At 72.7% G+C, this 13,124-nt stretch carries 10 protein-coding genes; 8 read left to right on the top strand and 2 right to left on the bottom strand.

Translation table 11 applies throughout. The features are described 5' to 3' along the window. Positions 1–89: 89 nt before the first annotated feature. From ACIQF6_RS20390 to ACIQF6_RS20360, 7 genes are all read left to right on the top strand, one after another. Complete coding sequence (locus ACIQF6_RS20390) at positions 90–2,309, top strand: NADP-dependent isocitrate dehydrogenase (RefSeq protein ID WP_400896857.1); 2,220 nt, start codon at positions 90–92, stop codon at positions 2,307–2,309. A gap of 264 nt (positions 2,310–2,573) precedes the next feature. Then, entirely contained in the window at positions 2,574–3,044 is a 471-nt protein-coding gene (locus tag ACIQF6_RS20385; protein ID WP_400896855.1) for an NUDIX hydrolase, read from the top strand. Positions 3,045–3,116: 72 nt separating this feature from the next. Further along, a complete protein-coding gene (locus ACIQF6_RS20380; protein WP_400896853.1) occupies positions 3,117–4,055 on the top strand; it encodes a CehA/McbA family metallohydrolase in 939 nt (312 codons plus the stop codon). A gap of 253 nt (positions 4,056–4,308) precedes the next feature. Further along, complete coding sequence (locus ACIQF6_RS20375) at positions 4,309–5,649, top strand: NAD(P)/FAD-dependent oxidoreductase (RefSeq protein ID WP_400896851.1); 1,341 nt, start codon at positions 4,309–4,311, stop codon at positions 5,647–5,649. A 109-nt stretch (positions 5,650–5,758) separates the two neighbouring features. Next, the gene (locus ACIQF6_RS20370; RefSeq protein WP_400896849.1) at positions 5,759–6,418 is read left to right on the top strand and encodes a zinc ribbon domain-containing protein; all 660 of its coding nucleotides are present in this window, start codon (positions 5,759–5,761) and stop codon (positions 6,416–6,418) included. A 131-nt stretch (positions 6,419–6,549) separates the two neighbouring features. Beyond that, entirely contained in the window at positions 6,550–6,831 is a 282-nt protein-coding gene (locus tag ACIQF6_RS20365) for a hypothetical protein (RefSeq protein ID WP_400896847.1), read from the top strand. Between the two features lie 93 nt (positions 6,832–6,924). After that, the gene (locus ACIQF6_RS20360) at positions 6,925–7,461 is read left to right on the top strand and encodes a hypothetical protein (protein ID WP_400896845.1); all 537 of its coding nucleotides are present in this window, start codon (positions 6,925–6,927) and stop codon (positions 7,459–7,461) included. Positions 7,462–7,521: 60 nt separating this feature from the next. On the opposite strand, the gene ACIQF6_RS20355 is transcribed toward ACIQF6_RS20360, so the two are convergent. Beyond that, positions 7,522–7,779 carry a hypothetical protein gene (locus ACIQF6_RS20355; RefSeq protein WP_400896843.1) on the bottom strand — a complete coding sequence of 86 codons (258 nt, stop codon included), beginning with the start codon at positions 7,777–7,779 and terminating at the stop codon, positions 7,522–7,524. A gap of 160 nt (positions 7,780–7,939) precedes the next feature. Here ACIQF6_RS20355 and ACIQF6_RS20350 point away from each other — a divergent pair, with 160 nt between their 5' ends. Then, positions 7,940–8,587: a helix-turn-helix transcriptional regulator gene (locus ACIQF6_RS20350; RefSeq protein WP_400896841.1), complete on the top strand. Its 648-nt coding sequence runs from the start codon at positions 7,940–7,942 to the stop codon at positions 8,585–8,587. Between the two features lie 309 nt (positions 8,588–8,896). Here ACIQF6_RS20350 and ACIQF6_RS20345 read toward each other — a convergent pair whose 3' ends face one another. Then, the gene (locus ACIQF6_RS20345; RefSeq protein WP_400896839.1) at positions 8,897–13,120 is read right to left on the bottom strand and encodes a trypsin-like peptidase domain-containing protein; all 4,224 of its coding nucleotides are present in this window, start codon (positions 13,118–13,120) and stop codon (positions 8,897–8,899) included. Between the last annotated feature and the right edge of the window lie 4 nt (positions 13,121–13,124).

Genomic DNA, 13,124 nt, shown 5'->3' with positions numbered 1-13,124 from the left:
GGACCCGTACGGGGGGTTGGTTGCGGAGATGCCCCCGAGTCGAGATATCTTGACGTCAAGACGTTGCAGACGTGGAAGCTGGAGCTACGGTGACTGACTCGACCATCATCTACACCCACACGGACGAGGCCCCCGCCCTCGCCACGTACTCCTTCCTGCCGGTTGTCCAGGCCTACGCCGCCACCGCAGGTGTGAGCGTGGAGACCCGTGACATCTCGCTGGCCGGTCGGATCATCGCCGTCTTCCCGGAGTACCTCCAGGAGGACCAGCGCATCGCGGACGCCCTCGCCGAGCTGGGCGAGCTGGCCAAGACCCCCGGCGCGAACATCATCAAGCTGCCGAACATCTCGGCCTCCATCCCGCAGCTGAAGGCCGCCATCGCCGAGCTGCAGGCCCAGGGCTACGCCCTGCCGGAGTACCCGGACGAGCCGAAGACCGACGAGGAGCGCGACATCCGCGCCCGCTACGACAAGGTCAAGGGCTCCGCCGTCAACCCGGTGCTGCGCGAGGGCAACTCGGACCGCCGCGCCCCGCTGTCGGTGAAGAACTACGCCAAGACCCACCCGCACCGGATGGGCGCCTGGTCGGCCGACTCCAAGACCAACGTCGCCACCATGGGCGTCGACGACTTCCGCTCCACCGAGAAGTCCGCCGTGATCGGCGAGGCCGGTGCGCTGCGCATCGAGCTGGTCACCGAGGACGGCGCCGTCACCGTGCTGCGCGAGAAGGTCCCGGTGCTGGCCGGCGAGGTCGTCGACGCCTCCGTGATGCGCGCCGCCGCGCTGAACGAGTTCCTGGCCGCGCAGGTCGCCCGCGCCAAGGCCGAGGGCGTGCTGTTCTCGGTGCACCTCAAGGCCACCATGATGAAGGTCTCCGACCCGATCCTGTTCGGCCACGTGGTCCGCGCCTTCTTCCCGAAGACCTTCGCCGCGTTCGGCCCCGAGCTGGTCGCCGCCGGTCTGAACCCGAACAACGGCCTCGGCGGCATCCTGGCCGGCCTGGACAAGCTGCCCAACGGCGCCGAGATCAAGGCCTCCTTCGACGCCGAGATCGCCGAGGGCCCGGCCCTCGCCATGGTCGACTCCGACAAGGGCATCACCAACCTGCACGTCCCCAGCGACGTCATCGTCGACGCCTCGATGCCGGCCATGATCCGCACCTCCGGCCACATGTGGGGCCCGGACGGCAAGGAGGCCGACACCCTGGCCGTCCTCCCGGACAGCTCCTACGCGGGCGTCTACCAGGCCGTCCTCGACGACTGCCGCGCCCACGGCGCGCTCGACCCGGCCACCATCGGCTCGGTCCCGAACGTCGGCCTGATGGCCCAGGCCGCCGAGGAGTACGGCAGCCACGACAAGACCTTCGAGATCGGCGCCGCCGGCACCGTCCGCCTGGTCGACCTGAACGGCGAGACCGTCCTGGAGCAGGCCGTCCAGCCGGGCGACATCTTCCGCGCCTGCCAGACCAAGGACCTGCCGATCCAGGACTGGGTCAAGCTGGCCGTCACCCGCGCCCGCGCCACCGGCGACCCGGCCGTGTTCTGGCTGGACGAGGGCCGCGCCCACGACGCCGTGCTGATCGAGAAGGTCAAGACCTACCTCCCCGAGCACGACACCGAGGGCCTGGACATCCAGATCCTCTCCCCGGTCGAGGCCACCAAGCTCTCCCTGGAGCGCATCCGCCGCGGCGAGAACACCATCTCGGTCACCGGCAACGTGCTGCGCGACTACCTGACCGACCTGTTCCCGATCCTGGAGCTGGGCACCAGCGCCAAGATGCTGTCGGTCGTCCCGCTGATGGCGGGCGGCGGCCTGTTCGAGACCGGCGCCGGCGGCTCCGCCCCGAAGCACGTCCAGCAGCTGGTCAAGGAGAACTACCTGCGCTGGGACTCGCTCGGCGAGTTCTTCGCGCTGGCCGCCTCCTTCGAGCACCTGGCCTCCACCACCGGCAACGCCAGCGCCAAGGTCCTGGCCGACACCCTGGACCGCGCCACCGGCACCTTCCTCAACGAGGACAAGTCGCCGTCGCGTCGCCTCGGCGGCATCGACAACCGCGGCAGCCACTTCTTCCTCGCCCTGTACTGGGCCCAGGAGCTGGCCGCCCAGACCGAGGACGCCGCGCTCGCCGCCGCGTTCGCCCCGCTCGCGCAGGCCCTCGGCGAGCAGCAGCAGACCATCGTCGACGAGCTGATCGCCGTCCAGGGCCAGCCCGCCGAGCTCGGCGGCTACTACCAGCCCGACCCGGCCAAGGCCGCCGCCGTGATGCGCCCGTCGAAGACCTTCAACGACGCGATCGCCACGCTGGCCTGACGCGACGTCGGTTCCGCGCCGGTCTCTGACGGCGCTCTTTGACCGCGGTCTCTGACGCCGGTGCGCCGCCGTCGGCCCCTTCGGGGGTCGGCGGCGGCGTTCCGCGTTTCCGGCCCGCTCGCTCTCCCGGGTTCTGCACCGCGTTCCGGCCCGCGCTCTGTCCCGGGTTCCGGTCCGCCTCCCGCCTCGGGTTCCGGTCCGTGGTCCGTCGACACGGGACAGCGGTGGTTGATCGGCCGCGCGGTCACTGCCTAGGGTGCAGGTATGGCCACCCCGAAGTTCATCCTCGACCTGCGCGAGCACATCGGCCACGCCCCGCTGTGGCTGTCCGGGGTCACCGCGGTGCTTGTGGAGGACGGCCGGATCCTGCTCAACCGCCGCTCCGACAGCGGCCGTTGGGCGCTGCTGCACGGCATCATGGAACCCGGCGAGCAGCCCGCCGACGCGGTGGTGCGGGAAGTCCTGGAGGAGACCGGCGTCACCGTCCGCCCCGAGCGGATCACCAGCGTGCACACCCTCCCCGCATCCGTCTGCGCCAACGGCGACCAGGTGCAGTTCCTCAACGTCGCGTTCCGCTGCCGTCTCCTCGCCGGCACCGCCCACGTCAACGACGACGAGTCGCTCGCCGTGGAGTGGTTCCCGCTGGACGCCCTGCCGCCGCTCTCCGTCAACGACACCCTGCTGCTCGGCAAGGCGCTGGAGGACGCCCCGTCCCCCTGGTTCGCCCTCGGCTGAGCCTCCGGAGGAACTCCCTGTCCGCGCAGAGCCGTTGAGCGCACGGAGCCGTTGACCGTGCGGAGGTGGACGATGGGCGGACGGACGCGAGGACCGGGCTGGTACCGGGGAGACTGCCACCTGCACACGGTGCACTCGGACGGGGAGCTCACCCCCGCCGAACTGGCCGCGGCGGCCCGCGCCGCCGGGCTGGACTTCCTGGTCGCCACCGAGCACAACTGCGCTGCCCCGCCCGGTGCTTGGGACGGCCTCGACGGCGACGACCTGCTGATCCTGCTCGGCCAGGAAGTCACCACCCGAACCGGCCACTGGCTGGCGCTCGGCCTGCGCCCGGGCCAACTCGTCGACTGGCAGCACCGGGTGGGCTCGGCGGCATTCGACCGGGCGCTGCGCGAGGTGCGGGCGGCCGGCGGCATGTGCGTCGCCGCGCACCCCCACGCGCCGTACCCCGGTGGGGACTTGATGTTCCCGCTGGAGGCGTTCGACGCGGTCGAGGTGTGGAACGGCGCCTGGGCCTCCGACCGGCCGTGGAACGCCGACAACCATGCCGCGCACGCCGAATGGGGCCGCCGCCTGGCCGCCGGAGTGCGCGCCGGACACTGGCAGCCCGCCCTCGGCAACAGCGACACCCACCTGCGCGGCCAGCTCGGCACCCCGCAGACCGTGGTGTTCGCCGAGGAACTCAGCCCCCCGGCGATCCTCGCCGCGCTGCGCGCCGGACGCAGCTGGATCGCCGAATCTTCCGCCGTCCAACTGGAGTTCACCGCCGAGGCGGACGGCCGCCGGGCCGGCATCGGCGAGCGCCTGGACACCGCAGGCCGCCCCGCCGGGCTGTACCTGCGGCTGTCCGGCGTCCGCGATCCGCAGGTGCGCGTCCACACCGAACGCGGCAAGGCGCCGTGGGAGCCGGGGATGCGGGTCGAGGCCGCCGAGACGTCCTTCGTCCGGGTGGAGGTCCGGCACCCGGACGGGCGGCCGGCGGCGCTGACCAACCCGATCCTGCTCACCTGACCCGGGACAGGCTCCCGCCGCTCGGGCGCGGTCGAGGCGCGGTCGAGACGCGGTCGATCAGCCGGTGGCCGGGGGCACCCAGCTGCATGCCGGTTGCTGCGGACGCCTCCTGGGCCGTGCCGGCGGCAGCCGGTCGGCCGGCGGCGAGCGGGCTGCCGCCATGGCAGGAAATCGGCGCACGTCGGCCCGCGGCCCCGGGCCCGGTGTGCGTGCCCCGGTGACGGTGCGCTTCGCGTCGCCTACTGTACGGGGCATGAGTCCTGCGGGGAGGGCGGTCGGGGACCGCGGTACGGCGGTGGTGATCGGCGGCGGACTGGCCGGGTGCCTGGCCGCATGGGCGCTGCGCGACGTCGCGAGCCGGGTGGTGGTGGTCGAACGCGACCGCTACCCCGACGGCGTGGACTTCCGGCCCGGCGTGCCGCAGGGCCGGCACGGGCACCTGCTGCTGGAGGCCGGGCACCGCACCATCGACGAGCTGATGCCCGGCGCGCTCGCCGAACTGCTCGCCGCCGGAGCCCGGTTGGTGTCCATCCCGACCGGCCTGCCGGTGCTCACGGCGGTGGGACACCTCGCGCCCTACGACAGCGAGGTGACGATCCTCAGCTGTAGCCGGCCACTACTCGACCGCACCGTGCTGGACCGCGTCCGCAACGAGCCGTCGATCGAGATCCTGGAGGGCACCGAGGTGGTCGGCCTGCTCGGCGGCCGGCACGGCGTCAGCGGCGTGCAGCTGCGCGAACGCGGCCACGAGGGCGCTCCCGTCACCGAACTCTCCGCCGAGCTGGTGATCGACGCCTCCGGGCGCGGCACCCGCTCGGGGCGGTGGCTGATCGGCCTCGGTTTCCCCACCACGCCCGTCCAACGGATCGACGCCGGCGTCGCCTACGCCAGCCGGTTCTACCACCGCCCGCCCGGACGCGAGGACCACCTCGCCCTCGACGTGCAGACCCGCGCCCCCGAACACGGCCGGTTCGCCGTCCTGCTGCCCGTCGAGGGCGACCGTTGGCTGGTCAGCCTCGGCGGCATGCGCGGCTTCGAACCGTCCATCCAGCCCCAGGAGTTCGAGAAGCAGCTCGGCGAACTCCGCGACCCCGTCATCGCCGAGGCCATCGCCGGCGCCGAACCCGTCGGCCCCGCCCGGGGGTTCGTGCCCGGCCCGAGCATCTGGCGGCGCCACGAGCGGACCGACCCGCCCGGCTTCCTCGCCCTCGGCGACGCAGCGTGCACCTTCAACCCGGTCTACGGGCAGGGCATCAGCGTCGCCGCGCTCGGCGCCCGCGCGCTGCGCGAAGCCGCCCGCCGGCACGGCGGACTCGGGACCGCCACCGTCCGCGAGGCCCGCCGGGCGATCTGCGGCGTCACCCGGCACCCCTGGGTGATCGCCGGCAACGAGGACGTCCGCTTCGCCGGCACCATCGGCGGCGAGCGCGGCCCCGTCGTCCGCCTCCAGCACCGCTACCTCGACCGCGTCCTCACCCGCGCCACCACCGACGCTACCGTCTCCGCCGCGTTCCACCGCGTCGTGTCGATGGTGGAACCGCCGAGCGCGCTGTTCCGTCCCTCCGTGCTGGGACCCGTCCTGTTCGGCCGCTGACGCACCGTCACCGGGCCGCAGCGCAGACGGGCTCCAGTTCCGGCTCCGCACCCATGTGTGGCAGCCTGTGCGACGAAACTGTGATCAGTGTGGGAGTAGGGCGGCGGACATGAGTGAGATCTACTTCAGCAACAACTACCGCGACCTGAGCGAACAGCACGGCACCGGCGCGGGATTCCAATTCGAGTTCTCCTGCTCGCGCTGCTACGACACGTGGCGCTCGCCGTTCGAACCGTTCCGCAGCGGACAGGCCGCGGGCTGGATCAACAAGGGCGTCAACGCCGCCTGGAGCCTGCTCGGCGGCAGCGCCTCCAGCGGCCTGACCAACGCCGCCGACGGCCTGGCCGGCGCCAACTGGGGCAGCGGCCGCGACGCCGCCTTCGAACGCGCCATAGGCAACGCCCAGCAGCACTTCAACCGCTGCGCCCGCTGCACCCACTACGTCTGCGAACGCTGCTGGAACGCCGCCCAGGGCCTCTGCCTGGACTGCGCCCCCGACACCGCCGCCGAGGCCGTCGCCGCCCAGCAGCGCGGCCTCAACGACGCCGTCACCCAGAACGCGTACGAGCACGGCCAGTCCCAGGCCCGGAACTTCGACGTCACCGCCCCACGCCAACTCGTCTGCCCCCAGTGCAGCACCGAGACCCACGGCACCCCCTTCTGCCCGTCCTGCGGCTTCCGCCTCGCCCAACCCCCGCAGTGCACCTCCTGCCACGCGGACGTCCCCGCCGGCTCCGCGTTCTGCCCCAGCTGCGGCACCCGCCGCTGACCTCCCGACCGTCCCGGGCCCGACCGCGGCTCCTGCGGCCGGGCCCGATCGGGCTGGCCAGGTCGGGTCGGCCGGGTCGGCCGGGACGGGACGAGGGCGCCGTTGTCGGACCCGGATGTCAGCCTGGTGCGATGGAGGAGCGCGACGAACAGCTGTTTCGGGGCCGGGTATACGGTGCGGACCACGACGACCCAGGGCCCCGGGCCGGCCACGTGTACCGCGAGCTGTGCGGCGGCCCGCTCGACGGACTGCTGCTGGACGTCACCGACTGGGACGCCGCCCAACTCGCCGACGGAGCCGCCCTCCTGACGCACCTGGGCCGCTACGGCGACGCGGGCCGCTCCCGCTACCGCCCGCGCCCGGGCGACCCGCGGCACTGGGACCACGCCGGGGACGCCCCCGGAGTCTCGTGACGCGACCGCGCGGGCCGACCGCGAGGGCCGACCGCGAGGCGCCGCAGACCCCTGGCTGCTCAGGGTGGTTGTCGGCGTGTGCTACACAGCGCTGTGACCTATTTCCGTGATCTGAGCAGGTACAGCTACCTCCGCGAGGAAACCGTGGCGGCCGAGACCGTGGCGGCCGAGGGGGCCTACTTCGCGGAGTTCGAGCCCGCCTACCATCGGGTCAACGTGGGTTGGCTGAGCGGAAAGCACGAGTACACGTCCGGGCCGAGTCCCGTGGAGTTCCTCGCGCGGCTGCTCGACATCCTCAGCCGGCAGAAGATCAACCTCACCCGGGGCTTCCACTGCTGCGAGCTGTGCCCGTACCAGGAGAGGCAGGCGGGCCTGCTGGCCGTCGAGCACAAGGGCGCCATGGTCCGGCTGGGCAACGGCGAGATCCGCGTGCCCGGCGCCCCCAAGGAGGTCTTCGCAGCCCCGACGCTCATAGCCCACTACGTGGAGCGCCACCACTACCTGCCGCCCACCTCGTTCGTCGAGGCGGTGCTGCGCTGCCCCGAGGGATGGATGTCCGGCCCGGACGCGCCCGGCGTGCCGAAGAGCGCGACGAGGTGCGACTACCGGAACCGTCGGAGGCGGGCGTGACGGTGTCCGAAGCGGTGCTCGCTGCACCGGGGAGCCGGCGCAGCCGGGTTCGACAGCTCGTCAGATCCCGACCGTGGGCAGCAGCAGGATCCGCTCCGGGTCGTACGGGCACCACGTCGGGTCCGCGCCGATGAGGCGCAGGCGGCACCAGGTCGTTCCGTCCGGGGCGTGCCACCAGGCGTTGATGCGGCCCAGGGTCCAGGATTCGGGGTCCGTTTCGGTGCGGTCGAGGCGGACTTCGACGGGCTGGTAGGCGGGGCGGACTTCGGGTTCCGGCGGGGACCAGGTGGGGTCGGTCTGCAGCTGCGGAGGGAGCACTGCGGGCCTCCTTCGAGTCCGATCGGTCAGGGTCACTCTACAGAGGTGTAGATACTGGCGGCGGGGAATCCGGCGAGCATGGCGCAACGTCGCCCCTGCGGGCAGCGGATTCGCGCCATCGGCCTCTTTCGGGTACGACCGTTGGTCATAGACTCGCCGGATGACTGCTGAGGACGACGACTCGTACGCGGTTCTGGGTGCGCTGGCGGACCCGGTGCGGCGGCGGCTGTACCGGCACGTGGCGGGGGCGCCCGAGGAGGTGGGGCGGGACGCGGCGGCGGAGGCGGCTGGGGTGTCCCGGTCGCTGGCGGCGTTCCACCTGGACAAGTTGGTGGAGGCCGGGCTGCTGGCGGTGTCGTACCGGCGGCTGTCGGGGCGGACCGGGCCGGGCGCGGGACGGCCGGCGAAGCTGTACCGGCGGGCGGAGGGCGAGTTCGCGGTGTCGGTGCCGCCGCGGTCCTACGACACGGCCGGCCGGCTGCTCGCGGAGACGGTGGAACAGGCCGGGCTGGACCTCGAGTTGCAGGCCGCGGCCAGGACCGCGGGCGCGGCGGACCCGGAGGCCGCAGGGTCGGGGGCGGACCTGGAGGAGGTGCTGCGGGCCCGCGGATACGCACCGTTCCGGGACGGCGAGGTGCTGCGACTGAGGAACTGTCCGTTCCACGCGCTGGCGGCGGAGTTCCCGGGCCTGGTGTGCGGAATGAACCTGGCGCTGCTGGACGGCCTGGCGGGGGAGGAGTGGTCGCCGACGATGGACGCATGCGCGGGCGGCTGCTGCGTCTCGCTCTCCCGGAACGCCCGCCCGTAGACAGCGCCGACGAGCCGACGAGCCGACGACCCGAGTACGGGGGCGGGCGACGCGCACGGCCTGTCGCACGCACTCGAACGCGCCGCGCTCCGGCGGGTCGCCGACTGCCGCCTGCGGCCCGGCCGTTCGGAACACTTCCTGAAGGTCCAGCGCACCGTATGGTCACCGGGCATGGCGGCGGCCGGGGGCATGCTGACCGGTGCCGTCACGCGGCCCGAAGAGCGGCGGACGGTAGGCCCGGGCGTGATACGGGGCGGTCGGAGGGTGGTGGCGGTACGTCCGACAAGGCGGGGTCGTTGAACGGAAGGCTCATGGACGGCAGACAGGCTCGGAGGACTGGGGCAGGTACGCCGCCCTCTCCTTTGGGGTGAGGTCGCGCGCGGCGGCCGCGCAGATCGTACGGATCGCATCGCCCGGAGCGGTGTAGTACCAGAGCCGCGCGGTGGCGTCGTCGTTCCCGGCGGCGAGGGTGTGGCCGTCCGGGCTGAACGCCACCGACGTCACGGGACCGCGGCCGGTGAAGGTGGCGAGGTTCGCGCCGGTGTCGGTGTCCCACAGTCGGACGCTGCCGTCGCTGCCGGCGGTGGCGAGGATGAGCCCGTCCGGGCCGCCGAAGACCACCGAATCCACGGCATCCGTGAAGTCGGCGAGCTCGGTGGTCTTGCGGGTGTCGGTGTGCCACAGTCGGACGCTGCCGTCGCTGCCGGCGGTGGCGAGGATGCGCCCGCCCGGGCTCAATGCCACCGACCGCACCGAACTGGTCTGGTCGGTGGGGTCGACGAGGTCGGTGGTCCTATTGGCAGCTGGGTCCCACAGCCGGACGCTGCCGTCGATGCCGGCGATGGTGAGGGTGTGTCCGTCCGGGTTGAACGCCACCGACTTCGCCGAGTCGACGTTGTCGGTGACGGAGGAGAGGGTGGCGAGGTTCGCGCCGGTGTCGGTGTCCCACAGTCGGACGCTGCCGTCGCTGCCGGCGGTGGCGAGGAGGCGCCCGCCCGGGCCGCCGAACACCACCGACCGCACCGAACTGATGTGGCCGGTGGGGTCGATGAGGTCGGTGGTCCTATTGGTGGCTGGGTCCCACAGTCGGACGCTGCCGTCAATGCTGGCGATGGCGAGGATCCGCCCGTCCGGGCTGAACACCGCCGACTCCACCGACTCGATGTTGTCGGTGACGGGGGTGAGGACGAGGGTGGCGGTGGTTTTGCCGGTGGTCGCATCCCACAGTCGGACGCTGCCGTCGCTGCTGGCGGTGGCGAGGGTGTGCCCGCCCGGGCCGAACGCCACCGACCGCACCGAACTGATGTGGCCGGTGAAGGTGGTGACAGCTTTGATGGCGTCGGTGTCCCACAGCCGCGCGCTGCCGTCCTCGCCGCCGGTGGCGAGGGTGTGGTCGTCGTCGCTGAACGCCACCGACCGCACGGCGCCGGTGTGGCTGGCAACGGTGGCCGTGGCCGCGGCGGTCGTGCCGACGGTGGTGTCCCAGAACCGCACGATGCCGTCGTCGCAGCCGATGGCGAGGGTGCGGCCGTCGTGGCTGAACGCCACCGACCGTTCGATACCGGTGTAGCCGGTGAAGGTGGCGAGGCCGGCGCCCGTAGCGGTGTCCCACAACCGCACGAAGCCATTTTCGCCGCTGGTGGCGAGGGTGCGTCCGTCCGGGCTGAACGCCACCGACCACACGCGACCTCTCTGGCCGGTGAAAGTGGTCTTGCCTGTGACCATGTCCCACAACTGCACGGGGCCGCTTTCGCCGCCGGTGGCGAGGGTGTGCCCGTTCGGGCTGAACACCACCGACCACACCACATCAGTGTGGCGAGGGGGAGTGGCGGTGGCCTTGCCGGTGGCCGTGTCCCACAACTGAACCTGGCCGTCCTTGCCGCCGGTGGCGAGGGTGCGTCCGTCCGGGCTGAAGACCACTGCACTCGTGGTACCTGCGTCGTGGGTGAGGGTCTCGGTTCTGCCGGTGGTCGTGTCCCACAACTGGACAGCGCCGTGCGCGCTGGCGGTGCCGACGGTGTGCCCGTCCGGGCTGAATGCCGCCGACGTCGCGCTGCGACTGCCCGGGTCGCCGGGGAGGCTGCCGGTGGCCTTGCCGGTGGTCACGTCCCACAGTTGCACGGTGTTGCCGCTGCTGCCGGTAACGAGGTGCCCGTCCCGGCTGAACTCCACCGAATCCACGCCACCAGTACTGCTGACACTGAGGCGGCGACGCAGGGGAAAGTGCGCGCCGGCACTGAGGGCGGCGGCGGCCTCTGCGGTGGGACTGGTGTTGTAGGCGGCGACCGCGAGGAGGGCCGCGAGTTCGGGCTTGCTGACAGTCAGGGCGGCGGACTGGGCGGCGAGTTGCCGGGACTGTGCGGTCAGCCGTTGCGCGTTCGCGACCTGTTGGGCGGCGACTGCGATCTGTCGGGCGGCGACTGCGGACTGTTGTTGCCAGAACGCCACGCCTGAGGCGATCAGGGCGAGGGCGAGAGCGGTGGCGAGGACCGTGTTGAGGCGTTGGCTGCGTCGGGCGGCGGCCTGTTGGCGGTGGCGTCCGGCTGCCAGGAAGTCGTCCAGGCCGCCGGGAAGTCGGCGGTGGTTCGACCAGTCGGTGCCTTCGGCGAGGAGGGTTCCGGTGGGCAGGTCCTGGGGGTTGCGGTGTTCCTGCCAGCGGGTGTGCTGTTGGCGGGCGCGGTGGAGCCAGTCGTGGAAGCGGAGGTCCTGCTCGACCCATCTGCGCAGGGTGTCCCAGTCGCGGATGAGCGCGTCGTGGACCAGCTCGGCCACCGCCGTCCCCTCCACGCCGTCCGGCCGTCCGCTGTCGTGGACGCGGTCGGTGGTGACGATGCGGTGGCGGGAGAGCACTGCCAGGACCTCGTCCACGGCCCGTAGTGCGTCGGGGGTGGCGTTGTCGGTGGCCAGTTCGCGTAGTTCGCCGAGGGGGAGTTGCTGGCGTGCCGCGGGAATGTTCAGGGACGCGTCGGCGGGTCGGACCAGGGCGGTGAGGATTCTGCGGGCGATCTGCCGTTGTGGGGTGGTGAGTTCGCGCAGGGCGGTGTCGCACCAGTCGGTGAGGGCGCCGGTGACGGCGCCGATGCGGCGGTAGGCGTCGTGGGTGAGGCGGCCGTCGTGGTCGAGGCGGCGTTCCCACAGGCGGGTGAGGGCGACTTCGAGGAGGGGCAGGACGGTGACGGGCGCGTCGGGGGTGCCGGCGGTGCGGGGGTTGAGGGCCAGGACGTCGGCGATGATCTGCTCGGCGAGGCCCGGGTCGAAGGATGTGTCCAGGTCGCGGGCGGGGCCGGTGACGATCGCGTCCAGGTCCGAAGTGCTGAGGGTGGCAGGGACGTTGAGGACGCCTCTTGCCTGGAGTGCGGCCTCCAGCAGGTCCGGGGCGAGCGCGGACAGGCGGGGGTAGAAGTCGTCGCGCATCACCAGGATCACGCTCAGGGTCGCGTTGGAGCGGATCGCGGCGGTGATCCAGGCGAGCGCATGGAGGGCCTGGGGGCCGGCGGAGGGAGCGAGGATTTCCTCGAACTGGTCGACGACCAGCACAACACGGGATTCACGGACCCCATCGGCAGTCCCGCCCGGGGTGTTTGCCCCGGTTCCCCCGGCCTCGGCCGGGGGCCGGCCCGCCCGGGCGAGGGCGGCCGGCAGGTCCGGGCCCGGACGGGTGAGCACCTGGCGCCAGCGGTCGCTGCCCGGCAGTCGCCCCGCGGCCAGCGCGGGCAGCACCCCCGCCTGGACCAGAGAGGACTTCCCCGAACCCGACGGGCCGAGGAGCAGCACCACCCGTCGCCCGCCGGCGAGTCCCGCGAGGACTTGGCGCACCGCGTCCTCGCGGCCGCGGAACCAGTGGGCGTGTTCGGCGGTGAACGGCTCCAGCGCGCGGTAGGGCGACACGTCGCGTGCCTGGAGTGCGGGCCATGCCTCGCGCAGGACGGAGGTCGGGGTGACATAGGCGATGCCCAGGCCCCGGTCGTGGCTGTCGGGGGCGGTGATCGCGGTGAGCATCCCCACCACCAGGCCGGTCGCCTCGTCCAGGACCGGTCCGCCACTGAAGCCCTGTGTCAGGTCGTTGGCGTCGGTCAGCTGCAGCAGTTCGCCCACCGTGTCGGCGGCCGGCAGCAGGCCGCCGGCGGTGGCGAACCCGAAGTGCCCGCCCGGCGGCGCCTGCACGGGGAACCCGAACGAACGCACCCGGTGCCCCCGAGCGCCCGCCGCCGACCCCAGCGACAACGGCGCCACCCCCGCCGTCCGCTCCAACTGCACCAGCGCGACGTCCTGTTCGTGCGGCTCGCGCCACGCGTCCTCCAGCACCCGGCCGGTGACCGTCGGAGCGCCCGGCGCGTGCGGGAAGACCAGCGTCACCGTCGCACCGGGCCCGTAGCCGCCGTCCACCAGGACGTGCGCGCACGTCACCACCAGACCGTCGGCGACCAGGAAGCCCGCCCCCACCACCAGCCCGGCCCCGTCGCAGACTTGCGCGACGGCCGCGGGCAGGCCGTCCACCGCCCCGGCCCGCGCCGTCCCCCGTTCGACCAGCATCCGA

Source organism: Kitasatospora sp. NPDC092948, assembly GCF_044754805.1.
In the GTDB taxonomy this organism is placed as follows: domain Bacteria; phylum Actinomycetota; class Actinomycetes; order Streptomycetales; family Streptomycetaceae; genus Kitasatospora.
Note: the sequence above shows the minus strand (reverse complement) of the source record. Positions and strands in the feature narration are given on the sequence as shown.

Excerpts from the sequence above, each read along its gene's own strand:
- ACIQF6_RS20385 (WP_400896855.1), top strand. The coding sequence starts at position 2,574 with ATGGCCACCCCGAAGTTCATCCTCGACCTGCGCGAGCACATCGGCCAC.
- ACIQF6_RS20380 (WP_400896853.1), top strand. The coding sequence starts at position 3,117 with ATGGGCGGACGGACGCGAGGACCGGGCTGGTACCGGGGAGACTGCCAC.
- ACIQF6_RS20375 (WP_400896851.1), top strand. The coding sequence starts at position 4,309 with ATGAGTCCTGCGGGGAGGGCGGTCGGGGACCGCGGTACGGCGGTGGTG.
- ACIQF6_RS20370 (WP_400896849.1), top strand. The coding sequence starts at position 5,759 with ATGAGTGAGATCTACTTCAGCAACAACTACCGCGACCTGAGCGAACAG.
- ACIQF6_RS20365 (WP_400896847.1), top strand. The coding sequence starts at position 6,550 with ATGGAGGAGCGCGACGAACAGCTGTTTCGGGGCCGGGTATACGGTGCG.
- ACIQF6_RS20350 (WP_400896841.1), top strand. The coding sequence starts at position 7,940 with ATGACTGCTGAGGACGACGACTCGTACGCGGTTCTGGGTGCGCTGGCG.
- ACIQF6_RS20345 (WP_400896839.1), bottom strand. The coding sequence starts at position 13,120 with ATGCTGGTCGAACGGGGGACGGCGCGGGCCGGGGCGGTGGACGGCCTG.